This is a genomic window from Sphingobacterium sp. InxBP1, assembly GCF_026191775.1.
In the GTDB taxonomy this organism is placed as follows: Bacteria; Bacteroidota; Bacteroidia; order Sphingobacteriales; family Sphingobacteriaceae; genus Sphingobacterium; species Sphingobacterium thalpophilum.
Genome location: NZ_JAINDX010000039.1, coordinates 141,979 through 161,959 on the forward strand (window position 1 = coordinate 141,979; position 19,981 = coordinate 161,959).

13 protein-coding genes are annotated in these 19,981 nt (G+C 43.1%); 3 read left to right on the top strand and 10 right to left on the bottom strand.

Annotation, left to right across the window (positions count from 1 at the left end; all coding sequences use genetic code 11):
* Positions 1 to 13: 13 nt before the first annotated feature.
* Both K7A41_RS03740 and K7A41_RS03745 read left to right on the top strand, forming a co-directional pair.
* The gene (locus tag K7A41_RS03740) at positions 14 to 4,858 is read left to right on the top strand and encodes a DNA repair ATPase (RefSeq protein WP_265712660.1); all 4,845 of its coding nucleotides are present in this window, start codon (positions 14 to 16) and stop codon (positions 4,856 to 4,858) included.
* Between the two features lie 461 nt (positions 4,859 to 5,319).
* Positions 5,320 to 5,454: a hypothetical protein gene (locus K7A41_RS03745; protein ID WP_265712661.1), complete on the top strand. Its 135-nt coding sequence runs from the start codon at positions 5,320 to 5,322 to the stop codon at positions 5,452 to 5,454.
* A gap of 482 nt (positions 5,455 to 5,936) precedes the next feature.
* On the opposite strand, the gene K7A41_RS03750 is transcribed toward K7A41_RS03745, so the two are convergent.
* The 10 genes from K7A41_RS03750 to K7A41_RS03795 all read right to left on the bottom strand — a co-directional run bounded on the left by K7A41_RS03750 (position 5,937) and on the right by K7A41_RS03795 (position 18,309).
* Positions 5,937 to 6,170, bottom strand: coding sequence for a hypothetical protein (locus tag K7A41_RS03750; protein ID WP_265712662.1), 234 nt, complete (start codon positions 6,168 to 6,170; stop codon positions 5,937 to 5,939).
* Positions 6,171 to 6,786: 616 nt separating this feature from the next.
* Complete coding sequence (locus K7A41_RS03755) at positions 6,787 to 8,493, bottom strand: bifunctional alpha/beta hydrolase/class I SAM-dependent methyltransferase (RefSeq protein WP_265712663.1); 1,707 nt, start codon at positions 8,491 to 8,493, stop codon at positions 6,787 to 6,789.
* Between the two features lie 98 nt (positions 8,494 to 8,591).
* The gene (locus tag K7A41_RS03760; RefSeq protein WP_265712664.1) at positions 8,592 to 10,043 is read right to left on the bottom strand and encodes a phosphatase PAP2 family protein; all 1,452 of its coding nucleotides are present in this window, start codon (positions 10,041 to 10,043) and stop codon (positions 8,592 to 8,594) included.
* Positions 10,025 to 10,780 (bottom strand): SDR family NAD(P)-dependent oxidoreductase, encoded by a 756-nt coding sequence (locus K7A41_RS03765; RefSeq protein ID WP_265712665.1) that lies wholly within the window; start codon positions 10,778 to 10,780, stop codon positions 10,025 to 10,027. The genes K7A41_RS03760 and K7A41_RS03765 overlap by 19 nt, the downstream gene beginning before the upstream one ends.
* Before the next feature lie 210 nt (positions 10,781 to 10,990).
* Complete coding sequence (locus K7A41_RS03770; protein ID WP_265712666.1) at positions 10,991 to 12,022, bottom strand: patatin-like phospholipase family protein; 1,032 nt, start codon at positions 12,020 to 12,022, stop codon at positions 10,991 to 10,993.
* 181 nt (positions 12,023 to 12,203) lie between these two features.
* Positions 12,204 to 13,049 carry a phosphatidate cytidylyltransferase gene (locus tag K7A41_RS03775; protein WP_265712667.1) on the bottom strand — a complete coding sequence of 282 codons (846 nt, stop codon included), beginning with the start codon at positions 13,047 to 13,049 and terminating at the stop codon, positions 12,204 to 12,206.
* The gene (locus K7A41_RS03780) at positions 13,042 to 13,647 is read right to left on the bottom strand and encodes a CDP-alcohol phosphatidyltransferase family protein (protein ID WP_265712668.1); all 606 of its coding nucleotides are present in this window, start codon (positions 13,645 to 13,647) and stop codon (positions 13,042 to 13,044) included. Before K7A41_RS03780 ends, K7A41_RS03775 begins: the two co-directional genes overlap by 8 nt.
* 157 nt (positions 13,648 to 13,804) lie before the next feature.
* Positions 13,805 to 15,292 carry a TPM domain-containing protein gene (locus K7A41_RS03785; RefSeq protein WP_265712669.1) on the bottom strand — a complete coding sequence of 496 codons (1,488 nt, stop codon included), beginning with the start codon at positions 15,290 to 15,292 and terminating at the stop codon, positions 13,805 to 13,807.
* Positions 15,293 to 15,459: 167 nt separating this feature from the next.
* Positions 15,460 to 16,782 carry a gluconate:H+ symporter gene (locus tag K7A41_RS03790; RefSeq protein ID WP_265712670.1) on the bottom strand — a complete coding sequence of 441 codons (1,323 nt, stop codon included), beginning with the start codon at positions 16,780 to 16,782 and terminating at the stop codon, positions 15,460 to 15,462.
* 15 nt (positions 16,783 to 16,797) lie between these two features.
* A complete protein-coding gene (locus tag K7A41_RS03795; RefSeq protein WP_265712671.1) occupies positions 16,798 to 18,309 on the bottom strand; it encodes a gluconokinase in 1,512 nt (503 codons plus the stop codon).
* Between the two features lie 183 nt (positions 18,310 to 18,492).
* Here K7A41_RS03795 and gndA point away from each other — a divergent pair, with 183 nt between their 5' ends.
* Positions 18,493 to 19,908 carry an NADP-dependent phosphogluconate dehydrogenase gene (gene gndA / locus K7A41_RS03800; RefSeq protein WP_265712672.1) on the top strand — a complete coding sequence of 472 codons (1,416 nt, stop codon included), beginning with the start codon at positions 18,493 to 18,495 and terminating at the stop codon, positions 19,906 to 19,908.
* The last annotated feature ends 73 nt before the right edge of the window (positions 19,909 to 19,981 follow it).

Consider the following 19,981-nt stretch of genomic DNA (forward strand, 5'->3'; position numbering starts at 1 on the left):
TCAGAACCAACTTATGCCAGAAGAAAACGTAATACAGCAGGCCGATTCCCTTGATCAGGGAGCATATGAGATTATCCGAAAGCGCCTACTTACACAGAAAGAGGAGCTATCGGCGCGGCTCCTGCAACTGAATGAGGCCCGTAAAGAAGTCTTTAATTCCACAAGCTTTATCCTCAAAGCAAACCAGCGCATCAGCACGGAAAACAACTGTGTCGCACGCGGTATTTTAGCACTGGACAAACTATGCATATTTGGTTATAACGTTCACTTCGGTTTACGCACCGAAATTAAGCTAGAAGACGTCTTCAGCATTTATAGCTTTGAGAATAATCAGTTTGTGCCGCAACCGCTTGATCTCATCAACGACGCAAGTTTCATCGCAGACTATCAAAATCTTTATAAATATTACCGGGACTCTATTTTTTCCAGGTTTCGCCGAACGGAAAACTATTTGTACATGATCTTCCAGACCAGCAAAAATGCGGCTGATCTCAAGGCATTCAAATGGCTGATCAAGGATGGGAAACTACAATATCAGGACGATCGCAGCATACACGAGGTCAAGTTGCCCAATCAGTTTGAGTTTGACTGGACAAAAACGACACTCGAAGATCGCCGGCTTGGCAAATATCCCCATATCTCGATCATGGACAAAATCTTTATCGAAGCCATCAACGGGGATATCACTTTTAAGATCGAAAACAATACCGATACCGGCAAGGGGATCTATTCAGAGAAAGTTGTCAACGCCGATCAACAATTGGACGATGCCGATTATTATTACGCCGATCTTGGCAATCTCATCGCAGTGCGTATCAAACCTTACCAGGAAGATTTCAGAGCATTTGTTTATAACCAGCGGACCAAGGAGGTCGTTAACCTTAAGTCACTGAATGAGTCAGCGATATTGCTGCCCGATAATCAGGGAATTATTTTTTCCAATGGCTATTATCTGCAAAACGGCACGCACAAAGTATTTGATGTCCAGTTTGAGCACGTCACATTCCTCAGACGGATCGCCTCGCCCAACGGTGAAGACTTTCTTTACATCTTTTGCCAGGAGGATACCAACACGTATATTCTGTTATCTTACAACATCATCCAGCAGGCGGTGGAAACGCCTATTATCTGTAATGGCTTTACCTTATTCAAAGATGGAAGTCTGATCTACTTCCGTACCGAAGCTGAAGCAACAAGGCATCATCAAGTTCAGATCTGGGAAACGCCATACATGGCCATGCTGAAAGAAAATGAACAAAAGAAAGACGATCCTGTCTACAGGGTAGGCAACAAACAGATCGTGCAAGCCATGGCCGAAGCCCAGGAAGTTATCCAGCTCATCAACAAGGAGGATAGCTACGAAGGGCTCTATGAAGATATTCTCAAGAAATCCACTGTTCTCCTTGATTCCTACTTCTGGATCAAAGAGGATGCTCTTTCAAACCTTGGGCAGCCACTGGAACAAATCAAAGAAGTCGCCAATACAGCCATTGATGAGTTTGTCAAAGTGCAGGCACAGCGCAAGCATGCAGAGGAGTTGAACTCAAGTGCCGAGAAGAAAATGGAAGAGCTGACTTTTTCAATCAACAGTACTGTTGTGGAAAAACTTGATCAGCTGGTGCATCAGCTGGCAGACTCCCGCCGCCTTCAGGGCGAAATCATAGACCTCAAGAATGTTAAGTACATCAATGTCGAACGCATAGATAATTTATTGGACAAGTTGCACGGCATTACCTCTGCACTGGCCGACAAAACGATTGCCTTTCTCCTCCGCGATGAGGCCCTGCGTCCTTATGAACAGAAGGTGGAAGAGCAAAAAGAGCATGTGGAAGCGATCACAAAAGTGTTTGATGCCAAAACCATTGAGGAAGCCAATGCAGCGATATCCAGTGAACTTGAGCTCTTAATCGATATCCTCAACAGTCTGAAAATCGATGATTCTACACAGACCACCAAAATCATCGAAAAAATATCCATGATTTTCTCGTCGTTGAATGAAGTACGTGCGCAGCTAACACGTAAACTCAATTCCTTAAGAAGTACAGAAGCCGTAGCTGAGTTTTCTGCACAGCTGACTTTATTGGAACAGTCTGTCACCAATTTTCTTGAGCTGTCGACCAGTACCGAAAAAGTGGACGAATACTATACCAAAGTAATTGTGCAGCTCGAAGAACTTGAAAGTAGATTTTCAGAATTTGATGATTTTGCACTAAAAATTGCCGACAAGCGTGATGAAGTCATTAAAGCATTCAATTCACGCAGGGAACAGATTGTCGAACAGATCAACAAACGGACTTCAGCTCTTGAACAAATCGGGCTCCGTGTACTGAAAAACATTGAAAATAAATCCAGAACTTTCGCTACCCGGGAGGAGATCCTCAGCTTTTATGCTTCAGATCTGATGATAGACAAAGTCCGGCAGCTCGTACAGGAACTCAAAGACTTACAAGATGTGTCGAAAGCCGAAAATCTGGAAAATCAGCTTAAAAAATCCCAGGAGGATGCGCTCCGCATACTACGCGACAAGAACGATTTGTTTGTTGACGGCAAAAATATCATTGCCTTGGGCAAGCATAAATTTTCGGTCAATAACCAGTCACTCAGCTTAACCCTGCTCCGCAAAAACGATGAGTTATACTTTCATCTGACCGGAACTAGTTTCTATCAAAAAGTCAACAATTCAGAGATCAACAATTTCAAAGATATCTGGGACCAGGAATTGCTGTCTGAAAGCAAAGGGGTCTATCGGGCAGAATATCTCGCTTATAAAACATTCTTGGCGTCAAAGGGAAAGCTGGACTTTGATGCGGCGCTATTCATCAATCAAACGGTCGAACAGCATTATTCAGAAGGTTATGTAAAAGGAGTGCATAATGCAGATGCTCTCTTAATTTATGACACCATCAAACAGTTGGATATTAAACTTGACCTGCTGCGGTACGATCCGCATCTCCGCAGTATGGCCCAGCTTTTTTGGCATAATTTACCGGAAGAACAGCGCTTTAAACAAAAGGCACTGATCCATTCAACATATACCATCCTAAAAACGTTTCCGAATTCAAACAGGTATGAATCTGTCATTGAGGGGCTCGTCAAACTGATCAACGACTGGGACACACATTTAGATCTGTCGGATATCAACATACAGGACTTGGCCACCTATATCTTCCAGACGTTGACGAACTACAATAAGTTTGTCATCAGTGAACAGTCCGATGAGCTGACAAAAGCATTTATCCGCCTGCTTGAGAGCAGAAAAAGCTATAAACTGTTCGAGGCCGACATTCAAAATGAGCAGTTCAGTCTTACAGACCGTTTTTATCTCGCCTTAAATTGGTTGAATTCGTTCATTGATGAGCATGAAGAATACATGTCTTCGCGCAGGTACATTGAAGAAGCAGCAATAACTTTACTCTATCCTAAGGAAGATACGCAGCTCATTATTGCCAAAGACTACGCGCACATCACGGGATTAAAGGGCAATCACCCGGTCTTGCACAATGGCGAGCAGGCGATTCAATATCATGAGTTTCTTAACCGGCTTACTCACTTTGCCAATTTTAATGTATCCCGATTTATGGCTTTTGCCGCGCTGAAGGAACAGCTTGTACGGACTTATACAAAGGAACTGAAAATCGGAGAATTTGAGCCTAAGGTGCTCACATCTTTTGTTCGCAACAAACTTATCAACGAAGTTTACTTTCCACTGATCGGAAACAACCTTGCCAAACAACTAGGCGCTGCCGGTGACAACAAACGTACCGCCCGCATGGGCATGCTGTTGCTGATTTCCCCTCCCGGCTATGGGAAGACGACTTTGATGGAATATCTTGCTAAAACCATGGGCCTACATTTTGTCAAGATCAATGGTCCGACCATCGGCCATTCCATCACCTCAATAGATCCCGTTGAAGCGAAAACCTCGGGAGAGCGCGAAGAACTGAAGAAGATCAACCTCGCTTTTGAAATGGCAGACAACGTCATGCTTTATCTCGACGATATACAGCACTTAAATCCAGAGTTTCTGCAAAAATTTATATCACTTGCTGATGGACAGCGTAAAATTGATGGTATTTTCCAAGGTGAAAGCAAAACGTATGACCTCCGCGGCAAGCGTTTTTGCATTGTGATGGCCGGAAACCCTTACACCGAGAGCGGCTCCAAATTTCAGATACCAGACATGCTAGCCAACCGTGCCGATGTCTATAATTTGGGCGACGTTATCGGAGACACCGAAGCACTTTTCAACCTCAGCCTAATTGAAAATGCCGCCATTGAAAACAGCTATCTGGAGAAGATCGCTAGTAAATCGTTCAATGATTTCTATGCTTTAATTAACTATGCTCAATCGGTCATGGAGCAGTTACCCGATTTAGAAGGCAATTACCTGAAGCAGGATATAGATGATTTTGTGGCCGTAGTCAAACATGTCTTGAAAATAAGAAATGTTGTCATCAAGGTCAATCAAAATTATATCCAGAGCGCGGCTATGCAGGACAATTACCGTACCGAACCGCCGTTCAAACTGCAGGGTTCGTACCGCAATATGAGTAAGCTGGTGGCACAGGTAGTACCGATGATGAATGACCGGGAAATAGATCAGCTTCTGCTCGCCCACTATGAAAGCGAGTCGCAGACACTGACAGCGGATACTGAAAGTAATCTCCTAAAGTTAAAGGAATTAGCTGGGCTGCTAAACCCTGTTGAACTGGAACGTTGGGAAACCATCAAAGAAATCTTCCGCAAGAACAATAAACACGGTGGACTGGCCAAAGACGATAAAGTATTCGGTCAGCTACTGGACTTCAATGAAAATCTGGAAGGTATTATTCAGGCAATTCGGGAGTATAAGAATTAAGATTTTCTACTGCTATCCCAGTTGACTTTTCTGTTCTGTTCAGCTGGGATAGCAGTGTGATCGATACGATTACTATCAAAATTCTTTAACATTAGCTATATTTAGCCTGATTAATGACTGTTTTTGATAGTATCAAATGATAGCATCATCATTCTTTTTCTTCAACTTTCTCTGTTTTCTCAGGTGGGTAGCAAATACCGTCAGGCTTCGTTCGACGTTTGCATAGATCCAATAAAACTACCCTTAAGTTTAGATTCAAAGCTTTCTTTGATTGCTCCTTCGCAGATATGATACATAATCTTAAAAATTTATATTGGTTTATAATTTATCACTCGTTCGAAACATCACTAAGTTGACTTGTGCAACGAAGCACGAGGCTCACTATTATTTTATATTTCAAAACAAAAGTAAGGATAATCTATACAATTATAAAATTTTTAAATAAATTATTCTATAATTGTATGATAAACAGAAAAGAAGGGACCAATAATTTTGGCAGCTTTGTTAAAGTCAATATCATCATTATGGGGGCTTTAACGACAAAGACTGAATATCAGGCACGACCCGAAACGGTCAAAGCAATTTTTAAAACTTAAAAGGAGCCTTTCGAATCTAAGGGATTCGTATTCCAAAGCATATCGAAAAATGTATAGAAGAAAGTATGGATCAATTCAGTGCAGGAAATTCCAGTTCTTTGGAATTCTTTAAGGAAAAACAATTCCGCCGGAAATAAAAGTTGAATTAGGGTTATAAAAAAAGTGATATAAGTTGGGTGAAGCGTATTGGGTATAACCGCTATATCTTTCTTCGTATCAAGCTTTGTCTATTTGAAAAGAACGAAATAATTTCTACGTTATTATTTCGCACACGATAATACATCGTATTAAATTTCAGAATAACTGCTGTATAGATATTTTGACTCTCAGACTTAAGGAAAATATAAGGATTTTGAGAAATCAACACTGTGATCTTTTCAATCTTTTGAGCTCATTTTTTGATCTCTTTTTCGCTAAAGTTCTCTTCAAGATATTCTATTGTTTTCTCTAGCTCGTTTAACGCATTTGGAGTGCATAGAATATTATAACCACTTTTCATAGATCTTTCGAGCTGAAGAGTGGTTTTTTAGATTTTTATTATCTGCCTCGTGAACGCCCTTTTCAATTGAAATCTTCTCAGCCTCAGAAGCCGAATCCCACCAGTCTTTTACCTCCTCTTCTCTAAACTTTAGCAGTTTTTCGATAATAGAACTATCTTCCAACGTCGCTAACCATTGAATTAATTCTAATTTCTTATTTAACGTCTGTGCATTCATAACTTTTAACACTTACTATTCAAATTTAGCAATTTTCTTCCAGTTTATACTCAATGTTTTACAAACTTCATTCTCAAAAGTTTCAACAGTAATTTTAAGAAGCCCATTGCATACAATCCTATATCACAGTCCCAAACGGTGATCAGGCCTCTCAGTACTACCGTTATATCATCATATCTGCAATAATGACAATTCGCTCCACAGATAGTTCACCAGTTTATCATTATTCCACAGTGTTTGCAATAACAACGATTCGTTAAGCAAAAAGTCCTTTTGCTATATCGTTATGTCGCTGAGCATGGAATAAAGACAACTTGTTAAATCAAAAAATCTTTTCGTTATACCACTACGTTTCTGTGCGCAGAATAAAGTCTATTTGCTAAGCAAAAAAGTTTTTTTGTCAAACGGATTGGATCTGCATTTCTGAGCAATGGAAGCAGAAAATGGGGTATTCAAGTAAAACAGGGGACCAAATTGCGCCAAATCCATAACCTGAAAGCTATATATTTGGCATAATTTGCCCCCCTATCCAGCACATCCTTATACTCTTGTTACCAAGCACATGCAAACAACTTGCTTGGCTACAATTCTGTATACAGATTGTTCGGAAATACGATTATCCGGTCTTCACAGCTCCCGAAGAAACGGTAAATATCCCATAATCGTCAATAAGCATCCGCTCCTTGACGACTCCGTTGTAAGCCATAATCCGATCCAATTCTTTCTGCGAACGTCGGCGCATGACCCAATCTTTCTTCTGATGACTGTTCAGCACATAGGCAATCATTTTCAATTGTGGATGCCATGGCTGTCCGGTATAGACCAGATGGCTATTTTCCTCACAAATGGAAGTCGCCCCATGTACCGCCCTACTCGCCATTTCATTGTTACCAAATAATTCAAAAATACCCGAGATCACCACAATATTAGGTTCAAATTCCAGTTTGCTGTAAGTCTCCGGATCAAAACAGTCGTAATTAGTGAAACGTATTCCCTGAAGATCTTTCTTCTTGATGATTTTCTCACCCACTGCAATATTGGGCAACATAAACTCGTTGATCACGATCTCCACTTCCGGATATTTTTCTTTGATGTCAAATAAATAATTTCCAGTGCCGCCAGCGATATCCAAGATTTTCACAGGCCGGCCTGTTGCCTTGACCTGCGCAATATTCTCCTCCAATAGACGTAACAGATGCTGTTTACGTATACGGATTCCTTTCCAGCCGATCGCTTCCAAGTACCCCTTATCAATGATTTTGCCTAACCCCAATCTGCCCTTCGGCTCATTGCGATAAACGTAATCCAATGAAATTCCTGAATCAAAACCAAACTGAAGCCCCAGGTTCATACCATGACTCAATGATCCGATCTTGCCTAAAGTCCATTTCTGAAAAGCATAGTTTAATTTCTCAGCCGCAGGCATAACCTTATGGTACAATTTTTCATATTCTTTTACGGAAAATTCGTCGGGCTCCAGTCCCTGTTCGGGCCTTTGCCTTGCGTAAGCTTTCGTTATAAAATCCTTTAAATAGCTGTATACTTTCTGCCTGTTGGATTCAAACAGGATACCATGATAAAAATTGCGCAGGGTAATAAATGTCTTCAGCTTAGAAGCGATGGATACGAAGAATTGCTTTTGCACCGAGTTTTTAACCACATAGTCCTTTTCGGCGGATAGCACAATCACGGGGATATCGATTGCGGCCGCATCATCAACAATACGCTCTCCGGCTTTCAATAGGTCGACCAATAAAGCGCCATTAATGGATTTTGAGATTAGGGGATCAGCATCATAAGCCTGTTGTTGCTCGACATCATGGGTCAGGACCTTCGCCTTGACATAGCTTTGGATAACAAGATCCTTTTTCAGCTTGGTTCCAAGCGCAATCATCTGGTTGGCCAGTGGTACATACAGTTTAATCTCAAAGGCAGGGGCCAATAAGGCCATACCTGCGATAGGAGGTGCAAAATCATGCACCCAAGCACTCACAATGACCCCAGCAATACTATTGGCGATGACAAAAACATCCTTTGTCTCAACTGCATATTCGGTGCGGATATAGGACACAAAACAGTCCAGATCGCGCACATTATCCATGAATTTCGGTGATACGGGCACCTTGGTATGACCATGTCCTCGCAGATCAAATGCAAAGATGGAATAATCGGCAAACTGTGGATCGGTAGCCATCTCCTGCAGCCGTTCTGAATGTTCATGCCCACGGTGCAATACAACTAAAGCCTTTTGTCCCTTTTGATAATTCCAAACACGATATAGCAGTTCCGCTTGATCGAAACTCTTAAAATAACTTGATTTCATCTTTTTATAATTTATTCCATCTATACAATGGCGTATGTAATTTCCGTATCTATTGAGCTGTGGCTCTTAAAAACAAAGACCAAGCCACTCTTTTTTGATCAGGATCGGCCAGCGACTATAACTTTCATCAACTGGATCGCATACCCCCGCAATACCACATACCTATTGATCGACTTCACCTGATCAATAGCTTTATTTAAATCTAAAGATAATAATTCCCGCGTCATCAGAATAGCAAATATCATACTTCTACTATAGCCCATTGTACAATGAATGACCATATTTTCATGCTCATCCAAGTTCCGGTAAGCAGATAGCATGGCGCCTAAGATCACGTGGGCATCATGCACATTGATCTCCGCAATATCCAGCAAAGGAAAAGAATAATACTTTTCCATGGCCCCTAAGAGTTTTATGTCCTCCAGCTCAGCTGCGAGGTCAAAAACAACCAGATTGCGATCCAGTCCCAAGGCTACGAGTTCCGAAGCGTTCAACCTTGGCCCCACGTAACAGCGGGGCAGTAACTCCATTAGCGGCGGATTATTTTTCTTTCTAAAAAAACGCCAAATCAGCCAGTACGCTAATTGATAAGGAGCGTAAAATACTTTCTTTACCATTGGTATTCGGCCCCGATGATCCTTCAAAAATCCTGTATTACCGCGCAAGTAATTGTAACCAACGGCGAAGCAGAGTAAGGCTATCCAGACAAACAGAATCAATAACAATAAACGTCCTTCACATAGTAAGACAAGCAACATGAATATCCACCCTGCGAGGTAATAGCTATTTGCTAGCTGTTGATTTCTCGTCAGCGCAATACGTCTTTCAAACCACTCGCCGTCACTATTTAAGTTCACACCTTCACTATTACCTTCACCACATGTCCTCTCATAACCTGAACGCCCTCCTTGTCCGGATTCCTGCCGCAGATTATGTTCCTGTTCAATGGCATTCGGAAAGAGGATAAAACTGAACTGAACCAGTATACAAGCTGTCAATAGGTCGATTACTTGGTGCTGATATACGGTCAATGTTCCTAATCCCATCATCAGGAGCCAGGTGCCCAAAATTATTTTCTTCCATCCGTTGAACTTCCAGCGCAGTACAGACCAAAAAAGACAGGCATAAGCGACATGCAGGGAGGGTGCCTGATTAAAAGGCGAATCATATTTCTCCAAGAAGAAAAAGAACATGGTAAATAAAGGATTTTCGACCTGTGGTCGGTCAAAAGAAAACCGCAGCGGAAAAAGGAGAAAACATATTGCAGCAATCAGGGTGACAAATGTAAATCGCTTTGCATAGCACAGAAGTTCCTTCTTCTGCCCACAGTAAAAAGGCACAAGGAAAAAAAACAGTCCACTGCTCATATAGGGCAGGATCATCCATGGAATGAACGGAATATGCTGCTCAAAATCGAATACAAAGGAGGGTACCGCAGCTAAGCTGCCGGCATAGACTGCTGTCAAGGGATAGGTAAGCTGAAAAAGTAACAGACAATAGATGGCAACAAAAAGCTGGCTATTTACCTTTTTTAATCGTTTTTCATCCATTTGGCTTTCCTAAACATGATTTTACTTAATAATACATGCGGGAGCAAACCCAAAAATCCCATCAGCCATTTCATACGCTTCGGAAAAATCACGATTTCTTCCTTTCGCTGTATGGCTTTTAAGATGCGTTGCGCAGCATCTTCCACACTGATCAGAAAGGGCTTTTTGGAGAGATCCTGCTGATTAAGTTCACGGAGCTTGGTGGTATCCACATACCCGGGTGCGATGACTGTCACGGCAATTCCATACGGGAGCAATGCCCGCCGATAAGCATCAGCCACTTGGATTGCTGCCCGCTTTGTTTTGCTGTACAAACTTGAATTCGGAAAGTCTAAAGTTCCCGAGACGGATGCTATGGTTACTATCTGCCCCTTTGATTGTCCAAGCATGACTTCGCTGGCAACTTCAAAACAATTGATAGTTCCCTGTATATTGACGCAGAGCATTGTACCTGCCTCCTCATAACTGATGCGTTGTGCTACATCATCGGCGTAGCTTCCTGTACAATTGATAAAAAGATCCAATGTCCAATGATGACAGAAGGAATGAACGGCAGCAGCCAAAGCATCCCGATCACATACATCCACTTCAAACTTGACGAGCGCATCGCATGCTAGCTGATCAGATAGCTTTGACATGTCCCGACCACATACCGCAACTTCAGCTCCCTGTTGCAGGTAGCTTTGTGCTAGTGCCAAACCTATTCCACTTGTTCCGCCTGCGATAAATACCTTCATGTTTAAAAAATAGTGCTAATATTACCCACTGTTCGGGCTATTTTGTCAAACAAATAAGCTTTCGATTTCTTTCGATTAAATTCTCCAACAGTCCCGTATTGAACAATTAACATTTCCAAAGTCTCCTGAACTTTATAATTTATGTACATCTCGTATGATCTCTATTTGGACAGTGTCTTCTTCATTCCACTTATTCCAATCCCTCATGTTTTAGCCCATACGCAACTCCATCGTCTTCCGGTATCCATAGTTCCATTGCGCTTCCATCGCAGCCGCAAATTCATCCAGACTGGTCGGAAGGGACAATGTTATTTCAAATCTACGCCAATCGATGCCTTTTTTGCAATAGCTTCCTGCCAACTGCTCCGTAGCATCCCTTGTATCGATCCATCGGATTTCCCGAAATTGCTGATCAATATCCCGCAGGCGTTGATTCCCACTAAAGCCCAATACCGCCCCGACCAATCCTTCTTCCTGCAATTTATATGGCTGCTTCCGTTCACAGATCACTTCCGCCGCCAAAGACTGTGCTAGCTCCACAGGAACCAAATCAATGGCTCCGCCGGCATAATATTCCCCATCCCGCTGTACCGGCTCAATATAAAACATATCGGACATCGAAATACGAACTGCCTCCAACAAGGTTACCGCCGAATTTATCGCTATTGTTGGCGCAACGGCACTTTTATCATAGTTTTCACCTCTAATTTGGATATGATCCAGACTTACTCTTGATAGAGCAGTTGTATGCCCCATCAGGATTTTCTGATAGAGCTTACGTTCGCCACGTCTATCCCCAACTTCCGAGCGATCAAAAAGCATTTTCGAACCAATAATAATCGACGGTATTTCCTCCGAAAATGGACGGTTCAAAGTCGGTAATAATGGCGAAAGATCATGTTCCATGTTGACAAGATAACGGTCAAAGACATCTTCCAGATAAGGAGCAAATCGCTTATCCCACTGCTTTTGTAGCACATACCAACCCAATTTGCCCAGATGACGTTGTTCCGTAAGCGTATGCCCACAGAAGAAGCGATAAAACTCTTCGGACTGGAGATAAGATTTCCGCTCGGCATCCGTTTCAAAAGCCTGGATAATCGCAGCAGCCAACGATCCGCCACAGCTAGCAATCAGTAGATCTGGTTTTAATCCCAATTCGTCCAACGCGGCATACATGCCCAAGTACAAGCCAAAACGAGTACCACCACCTGAAAATAAAACTGCCCGTTGATAATTCATTTACGATATATTAGATGCGCATTTATGCATTTACAAAGTCAAGACCTAATTCAAATTTTTAATGTTTGATAAGTTGATCTCATTTTTATCTATGCGTAAACAAGCTATAGGATTACTGATTGCGGAATACATAGTTCTAAATTTCACGATTTCGATGATCATCATCCACTTTATAAAACCATTACAAATTCGTCATTTCTATCAAACAAATCAAACCATAGAAAACAGGCGCATTAAAAAGCAGGCTATCTATCCGATCCAATAAGCCACCATGCCCGGGGATTAACGTCCCCGTATCCTTGACTCCTGTCCTTCGTTTCAAAAAGGAGAAAAGCACATCACCGCAAAATCCTAAAACACCGAAGAGCAGACCTAGCAACGAAAAGCAGATAAAATCTCCAAATGGTAATAACAGATAGCCCAAGATATTACTTAAAATTATTGTGAGTCCGATACCGCCGATACATCCGGCAACAGTTTTATTTGGGCTGATGCGCGGAACGATCTTTCGTTTACCAAAAAATTTACCCATGAGGTATTGGAATACATCGTTCAGTTCCGTTAAAACGATGATATAGGCCACAAGCCGCAACCCTATCCACTCATTCTGATGAATTTCTACTGCCCGGATAAAAACCAGCTGGCTGAATGCAAGTAGGCAGGCAGCCGCTCCAAAGGTCATTGCAATAGCAGCTCCCATCGCTGTTTTCTGTGCCAAACGGAAAAACAGACCGATGCCTAGGCACAATAGTGTCGCCCAGAATAGGTAGCCGGTGTATGAACAGTAGTTTAAAAGGATCAGCTGCAATAGGCCTGTTACAATAGCAAAGACCAACGCAAAACTAAAATTGGGCACAAACATCTTCATAAATTCGCGCATGCCCTGGAAACTAAGCCAGGAAACAAACAACCATGATGTCATCTGCGGAACGAAAGCAATCGCCAGTACAAGCACAATATAGCCCCAGCTTCTGACCCGGACAGGTACGTCAGCAAACTTATCCTTCGGATTAGATATTTCACTCATGTACCACCAATGCCTTTCTCAATCGCGTTATGGAACTCAAGACCAATAACAAACATAGCACGGCGAAAATATAGACCGAAATAGTCGTTATCGAAATATGCAACAAACTTAAAATTCCATATACCCCCAGCAGCAGCGCACGGTCGCTTTTACCCATGGGTCCATCATAACGACGATCATTGGCTACAACCTTTCCGATCAGTCCGCAGAATTCGTTGATGACACTTAAAACAATAAAACCAACCACCAGATATAAGCTCTCAGGATGAAATTTCAGCAAGGGAAAGAAGATGACGACATCAGAAACAACATCACCCACTTCATTCAGCACTTCCCCCATCTTGCTCGTCTGCTGGAAAAGACGCGCCATCATACCGTCCAATGCATTTAAGGCCATACGCAGCAAAAGACCTAGTGGCAAAGACAGATAGAAAACCGGAAACCGATCAGCGTTACAGAACAACAGTGCAATGATCAGAGACAAAAGCACCGAAGTAATCGCAATTTGATTGGCCGTCACCTTCTTTCGATGTAAGAAGGTCAAAATAGGCATCAGCAGCTGCTGAAACTTCGGTTTTAATTTATACACAGAAATCATACAGACCTTATATAGCTTATTTTTTTATTTTTTTTTAAAAAATATTTTGGATAGTGTATAAAATACACTATATTTGTGTCATCATAATTTAGGTTTATAATTGGTTATTTAAGGTTTTCATTCTCCCCGTTTGAAAACCTTTTTTTATACCTATTAATTACCACCGTCCGCCAGCACCGCCGCCACCGGATGAGCCGCCACCGAAACTTCCGCCTCCGCCACCAGAACTTCTGCTACTAGATCCGCTTCCGCCGCCACTGCTGGATGAAGACCGTACCTTGACCGGTATCGTATACTCTCCATGAGAGACCCGATGGCCACAATGTTTACACTTATCAAAACGTTCGGCCAACCCTTGCGAACTATATGTTGCCGCCCGGATGGTTCGCGACAGCCCTGTTTCCAAAGTGCGATAATGGCACTCGGGACAATCCACATATCCTGCCTTTTCATCCCAAGGGATCAATTTGATTTCCTTTGTGGTCTTATCCACCCAGATTTCATACGCCCGGCTGCCAAGTTTTTCCTCCAGAAGCTGCCCCTTATCAAGATAGGCGCTTTGCCGGAATGCAGCATCATCTCGATTCACACGCAGCCAGCTGCCTGAATGATCCGGGGGCGCCAGACGAAGCGTATTTCGTCGGATGCGCTTATTGATCCCGAAAAAATCAAAAAGGGCCAGTGGGCTCAGCAACAGAGGCAGCAAGCCCCATGCGCGGAACTTACGCAGCGCATGCTGGATATTCTCCTCATCCCGATATGAGTTCACAATCTGGGCTTGGCTGGCATTATACTTCATAGCTAGCGTGACACTGCCAAAAACAAACATAAAATACGGCAGATTCTTCCATTGGTAGACTTCCTCAAAGTTATTCAAGGCAAAAGCACAGACAAATACACTGACAAACATCAGCATACCCATGCAGCCACAGCCACTCACCAAGGGTGGGAAATAGTTGCTTTTCCTGCTGAGTTTTCCTTTTACGGCCTTGGTCAGCCTATCCAGCCAGATATAGCAGAGAGCAAATAGGGCCAGAACCAGCAGCGTGTTACGCAAAATCGGATTTCCTAAGCTCCAGATCGGTATTGCTTCCGGCATCAAACGCTCCAGTTCGGCTCTGCTGTCAGGGGACAGCAAAATAGTTTTAATAAATTGGGAAGCCTCCAGAACCCCCTGATCGTAATCTCCGTTCCGGAAATGAGGAACCAGATATTTCTCACCGATCCGCTTCAGATAAGCATCGGGCAACGTACTCTCCATGCCATATCCCGTTATAAAGCGGTATTCCCTGCGATCTTTGGCAATAAACAACAATAGACCATTATTGCTTTCCTTCTTACCTATGCCCCAGATATTAAATAGCTTCAACGCAAAATCAAAATCGCTGTCACCCACATAGTCATTGACCAATACGATGGCATATTCACTTTTTGTCGCGGCCTCAATCTGTGTGGATAAACCATCCAGTTCAGCTACTGTTCCCGATGACAGAATCCCATCAGGGTTAGAGACAAAATAGTCTTGTCCTTTCTGCTTTGGACTAGGTATATTATCAACTGTATATTGGCCAAAAACAGCCTCCCCGCCCAGGCAGCAACTCAGGCAAAATAAGATATATAGATAAAGCTGTTGTGATCTATGCATATTTGTCAGAATAACCAAACAACAAAAATTTGGTTCATTGTCACGATATTAAGAAAAAAAAATCAAACAACGGTTTTCAACAAAAAAATGCCCATAATCAACCGATTATGGATCTGTACAATTCAATATTCGTTTGATGAAAAACGTGGAAACTTTCTCATTCGCTGTCAATGGCCAAGCCAGTGTAAAATCAAGACACCGATCAATCCAATAACAGAAACGAGCGTTTCCATCACCGTCCATGAGCGAAATGTGTCCTTCACGCTCACTCCAAAGTAAGATTTAAACATCCAAAACCCCGGATCGTTGACGTGTGAAAACATGAGACTGCCCGCTCCGGTCGCTAGTACCATTAATTCAGGAGTAACATTTCCTGCTTGCACAATGGGAAGCATAATGCCCGCTGCCGTGAGTCCGGCAACACTTGCCGAACCGATAACTAGGCGAATGATACCGGCTATTAACCATGCGAGCACAAGAGGCGACAAGCTCAAGTCTGCGGTTAGGTCAGCGATGTAGTTCGCAACACCACTATCTACCAAAATTTGCTTGAAGGCGCCTGATGCTGCAATGATAAAAAGAATCATCATGATCCCACGGATTGCTTCTTCCACACTTTCTGACTGCTCCCGCAAACTTTTACCTTGGCGGATACCCATCGTGTACATCGCCACTAGCGATGCAATCATTAAAGCCACCACCGGGTCACCCAAGAAACGTAGTGCCGCCAGCCAAGGGGAATCTTTTGGGAATATTAGATGTGCAAATGAACCAACAGCAATTAAAATTATTGGAAACAGCCCTGTAAATATACTAATTGCAAATCCAGGAAGCTCTTTCTTATCTGCCTGATTGGGTTCAGGAAAAAACTCGGCAGGTGGGTTGGTCGGAATATGCTTAAGCATCCTACCAAAGAGTGGTCCACCGATAATTATGGCAGGAATTGCCACCACAATGCCATAAGCCATCGTCAAGCCTATATCCGCATTGTAAGTAACCGCTATAGCCGTAGCTCCCGGATGTGGTGGCAAATAACCGTGCGTTACGGACAGCGCTGCCAGCAGTGGAATAGCTACATAAAGCAAGGGCATTTTATTGGAAGCACATACCATGAAAACAAATGGTACCAAGACGATGAAACCGACATTGTAAAATAAAGGAATTCCTACTAAAAAGCCCGTAAGAACCATTGCCCAAGGTAAGTTCTTTCTGCCAAATACAGCCGTTAGTTTCGTTGTAATCTTTTCTGCAGCACCACCCTCCGCCATCAATTTACCCAGTAAAGACCCGAAAGCCAACAAAAGTGCCAGCTGGCCCATGGTACTACTCACTCCGGTTTCAATAGATTTAAGGATATCGACGGCATTCATATTCATGGCAAAACCGACCGCAACAGAGGTTATCAGTAATGAAAAGATCGTGTTTAACCTGACGACAGTGACTAAAAGAAGTAGTAAAGCTACTCCCAAAACAACAATGATTAGAGGCATAATAATTACATCTAGTTAAAACTCACCTTCCAATAGATGGTACAGGTGTTCAAATTTCTGAAAGTTCTTCATATATACGGCGTGATTCTCCACACTTGGTTTGAAATAGTGCTCAGTATCGTGTGTTCCCGCCGCTTGCTTGTTTTTTACGGTAGGCTCACCCGCCTGTATACCCAATGCTTCCAAGCCTATCAATGCTGCTCCCCATGCAGAGCTTTCTACCGTATTTTTGATGAATACAGGTTTATTGAAAATATCTGCAAGCATTTGCACCATCAGCGATGAACGTGCTAAACCGCCGCTTGCATAGATCGTATGAATCGGGCCGGTGTTCTCCTCCAATGCGATTCCTACACTGTAAATCGCAAACAACATCCCTTCCATCATAGCCCGTGCAAAGTGCGCCCTGCCATGGTGCAGCTGTATTCCAAAATAAACGCCTTTTGCATTGGAATTCCAATGTGGTGCCCGTTCACCGGTTAAATAGGGCAAGAATATCAAGCCCTCTGCTCCGGGAACGACGGAGTCGACCAAAGCATCTAACGCCGCGGAAGGATTTCCATCCGCTTCCATTTGGATAAATTCATGCAAAAAGTTATCTCGAAACCAGTTGCGTAATACACCGCCATTGTTAACCGCGCCACCAATTATATATTCATCCGGTCTCAGTAGGTAGGTAAATAGTCTTTGTTTTTTTTCTTGATTTGCCTGCGGACTCGCTACGCGAATAGCTCCACTGGTGCCGACAGTTACCGAAGCCACCCCGGGACGTATAGCCCCTACCCCGAGATTGGCCAAACAACCATCGCTACCACCTATAACGAAAGGGGTATCTTGAGGGATGTGCATCAAGTCCGCAATTTCTCGGTTAGGCATGTTTAAAATATAATTGACCGGAACTGGCGATGCGAGTTTCTCTTCCGATACGCCCGTCAATCTTAACGCCCGATCAGACCATGTTAGGTGATGTATGTCGAAAAGCCCTGTTGCAGATGCAATGGAATGATCGACCACATAAATGCCGAAGAGCCTGTAAAAAAGAAACTCTTTAATACCGATAAACTTGTGCGACTGCGCAAATAATTTTTGATCGTTAGACTTTATCCACATTAATTTGCAGAGCAAGGACATGGGATGTATTGGTGTCCCCGTCTGCTGATAAAGCAGCCTGCCCGCCTCACTTGCCTCCAAGGCAACTGCAATATCCTCGCTTCTGCGATCTGCCCATATCATGCAATTGCTAAGTGGCTTGCCCGCCGCGTCAACAGCGATGAGTCCGTGCATAGCACTGCTTACCGAAATGCATACGGGTTTTGGTATCTCGGCACTCGATTGCTTTAAGCTAATCATGACATACCTAATAGACTCAATACATGCAGCATAAACAATCTCCGGATCTTGCTCGTACCAGCCTTCCGACGGGTTTAATATGGGATAAGTTATACTATGCAGCGACAAGATGTTACCTTCGTAGTCAAATGCAACAGCTTTCGCAGATGATGTCCCAATGTCTAATCCAATGATCATAAATAAAATTGATGTTTAGGAGAGTTGAATATACGGATTATCTGTTGTTTTACCACAAAATTCTCAATACCAGCGAAGTAATTGGAACAAAAAAAAAAGCGCCTCATACCGATCTGCTGACAAATGTCTTTCATAGTATCAACAAAAATGGTAAATTTCAACTTTAAAGAACGGTATCAAACGATGAGTATAGATAAAATGAATAATTACGATTTTGGAATTGTTGGACTCGGCGTAATGGGACGTAATTTATTGCTGAACATCGCCGACAATGGTTTCGCGGTAGCTGGATTAGATCTTGATCCACAGAAAGCTGAGTCATTGGAAGCTGAAGCAAGTGAAGGACATCGCGTCAAAGTGACGACCCAAGTAAAAGAGTTTATAGGGGCTTTGCAACAGCCCAGAGCAATTATGCTGTTGGTGCCGGCCGGAAAGCCGGTTGATATGGCAATTGCCAGCCTTGTTCCGCTTTTGGACAAAGGAGATATAATCATCGACGGCGGAAACAGCTACTTCGCGGATACGGACAGAAGATTTAATGAGCTTTCCGGGATGGGTATACATTTCTTCGGAATGGGTATATCTGGAGGAGAGAGTGGCGCTCGTCGCGGGCCGAGTTTGATGCCCGGTGGCGACAAAAAGGCATACGAAAGGCTAAGGCCAATATTTGAGGCGGTTTCGGCCAAGGTAAACGGCGAGCCCTGTGTGGAATTTCTAGGCAACGGGTCGGCCGGAAATTATGTAAAGATGGTGCATAACGGTATCGAATATGGGATCATGCAGTTGATTGCAGAGACCTATGACCTGATGAAAAGATTATATGGTTTTGACACCCAAACCATACAGCAGACCTTCGAAAAATGGAACGAGGGCGAACTAAACTCGTTCTTGCTTGAGATTACCGCCCAGATTCTGAAGAAAAAAGAAGGTGACCAATATTTGGTGGACCTGATTTCAGATTGGGCAAGATCAAAAGGAACGGGTAAATGGACTTCGCAAAATGCGATGGACCTACAGGTGCCAGTGCCGGTGATTGATGCAGCGGTCAATATGCGCGATATGTCCAAATATAAACCCGAGCGTTTGGAGGCAGCAAAATTACTTCATTGGGATGGACAAGCTGTTGACCTTCCCGCAACAACGCTCATCGATCGCTTAAAACAGGCATTGTACTTTGTGATCATCACGACCTATGCGCAAGGTTTGGCACAGCTTACTGTTGCATCGGAAAGCTACGGCTATGAGCTGGATTTACGGGTGGTAACCAAAGTTTGGCGCGGCGGCTGTATTATTCGCGCGGCTTTGCTCGAGGATTTTAGAAAAGCCTATGCGGCTAATCCGGACTTGCGCAATATCCTACTCGATAACACCATTGCACAAAAGTTGCTGAGTACGCAGGCCAGCCTTCGCGAGGTATTGAAAGATGCTATCGCAAACGGCATACCCGTATCTGGATACGTAAACGCACTTTCTTATTTTGATGCCTACCGATCCGAAAAACTACCTACAAATATTATACAAGCACAACGTGACTATTTTGGCGCACATACCTATGAGCGTATTGATCAGGAAGGTATCTTTCACACCCTTTGGGATTAAGGAAAAAAAGCTTGAATATTCGGTTTACTCTTGGCTTAAACGCAAAAAAGCGGCTTTTTTATAGTAAGCCGCT

What these genes read in the sequence shown, in the direction of transcription:
- gndA (WP_265712672.1), top strand. Translation starts at nt 18,493, where the DNA reads ATGAGTATAGATAAAATGAATAATTACGATTTTGGAATTGTTGGACTC.
- K7A41_RS03795 (WP_265712671.1), bottom strand. Translation starts at nt 18,309, where the DNA reads ATGATCATTGGATTAGACATTGGGACATCATCTGCGAAAGCTGTTGCA.
- K7A41_RS03780 (WP_265712668.1), bottom strand. Translation starts at nt 13,647, where the DNA reads ATGATTTCTGTGTATAAATTAAAACCGAAGTTTCAGCAGCTGCTGATG.
- K7A41_RS03765 (WP_265712665.1), bottom strand. Translation starts at nt 10,780, where the DNA reads ATGAAGGTATTTATCGCAGGCGGAACAAGTGGAATAGGTTTGGCACTA.
- K7A41_RS03745 (WP_265712661.1), top strand. Translation starts at nt 5,320, where the DNA reads ATGATAAACAGAAAAGAAGGGACCAATAATTTTGGCAGCTTTGTTAAA.
- K7A41_RS03755 (WP_265712663.1), bottom strand. Translation starts at nt 8,493, where the DNA reads ATGAAATCAAGTTATTTTAAGAGTTTCGATCAAGCGGAACTGCTATAT.
- K7A41_RS03785 (WP_265712669.1), bottom strand. Translation starts at nt 15,292, where the DNA reads ATGCATAGATCACAACAGCTTTATCTATATATCTTATTTTGCCTGAGT.
- K7A41_RS03775 (WP_265712667.1), bottom strand. Translation starts at nt 13,049, where the DNA reads ATGAGTGAAATATCTAATCCGAAGGATAAGTTTGCTGACGTACCTGTC.
- K7A41_RS03770 (WP_265712666.1), bottom strand. Translation starts at nt 12,022, where the DNA reads ATGAATTATCAACGGGCAGTTTTATTTTCAGGTGGTGGTACTCGTTTT.
- K7A41_RS03790 (WP_265712670.1), bottom strand. Translation starts at nt 16,782, where the DNA reads ATGCCTCTAATCATTGTTGTTTTGGGAGTAGCTTTACTACTTCTTTTA.
- K7A41_RS03740 (WP_265712660.1), top strand. Translation starts at nt 14, where the DNA reads ATGCCAGAAGAAAACGTAATACAGCAGGCCGATTCCCTTGATCAGGGA.
- K7A41_RS03750 (WP_265712662.1), bottom strand. Translation starts at nt 6,170, where the DNA reads ATGAATGCACAGACGTTAAATAAGAAATTAGAATTAATTCAATGGTTA.
- K7A41_RS03760 (WP_265712664.1), bottom strand. Translation starts at nt 10,043, where the DNA reads ATGGATGAAAAACGATTAAAAAAGGTAAATAGCCAGCTTTTTGTTGCC.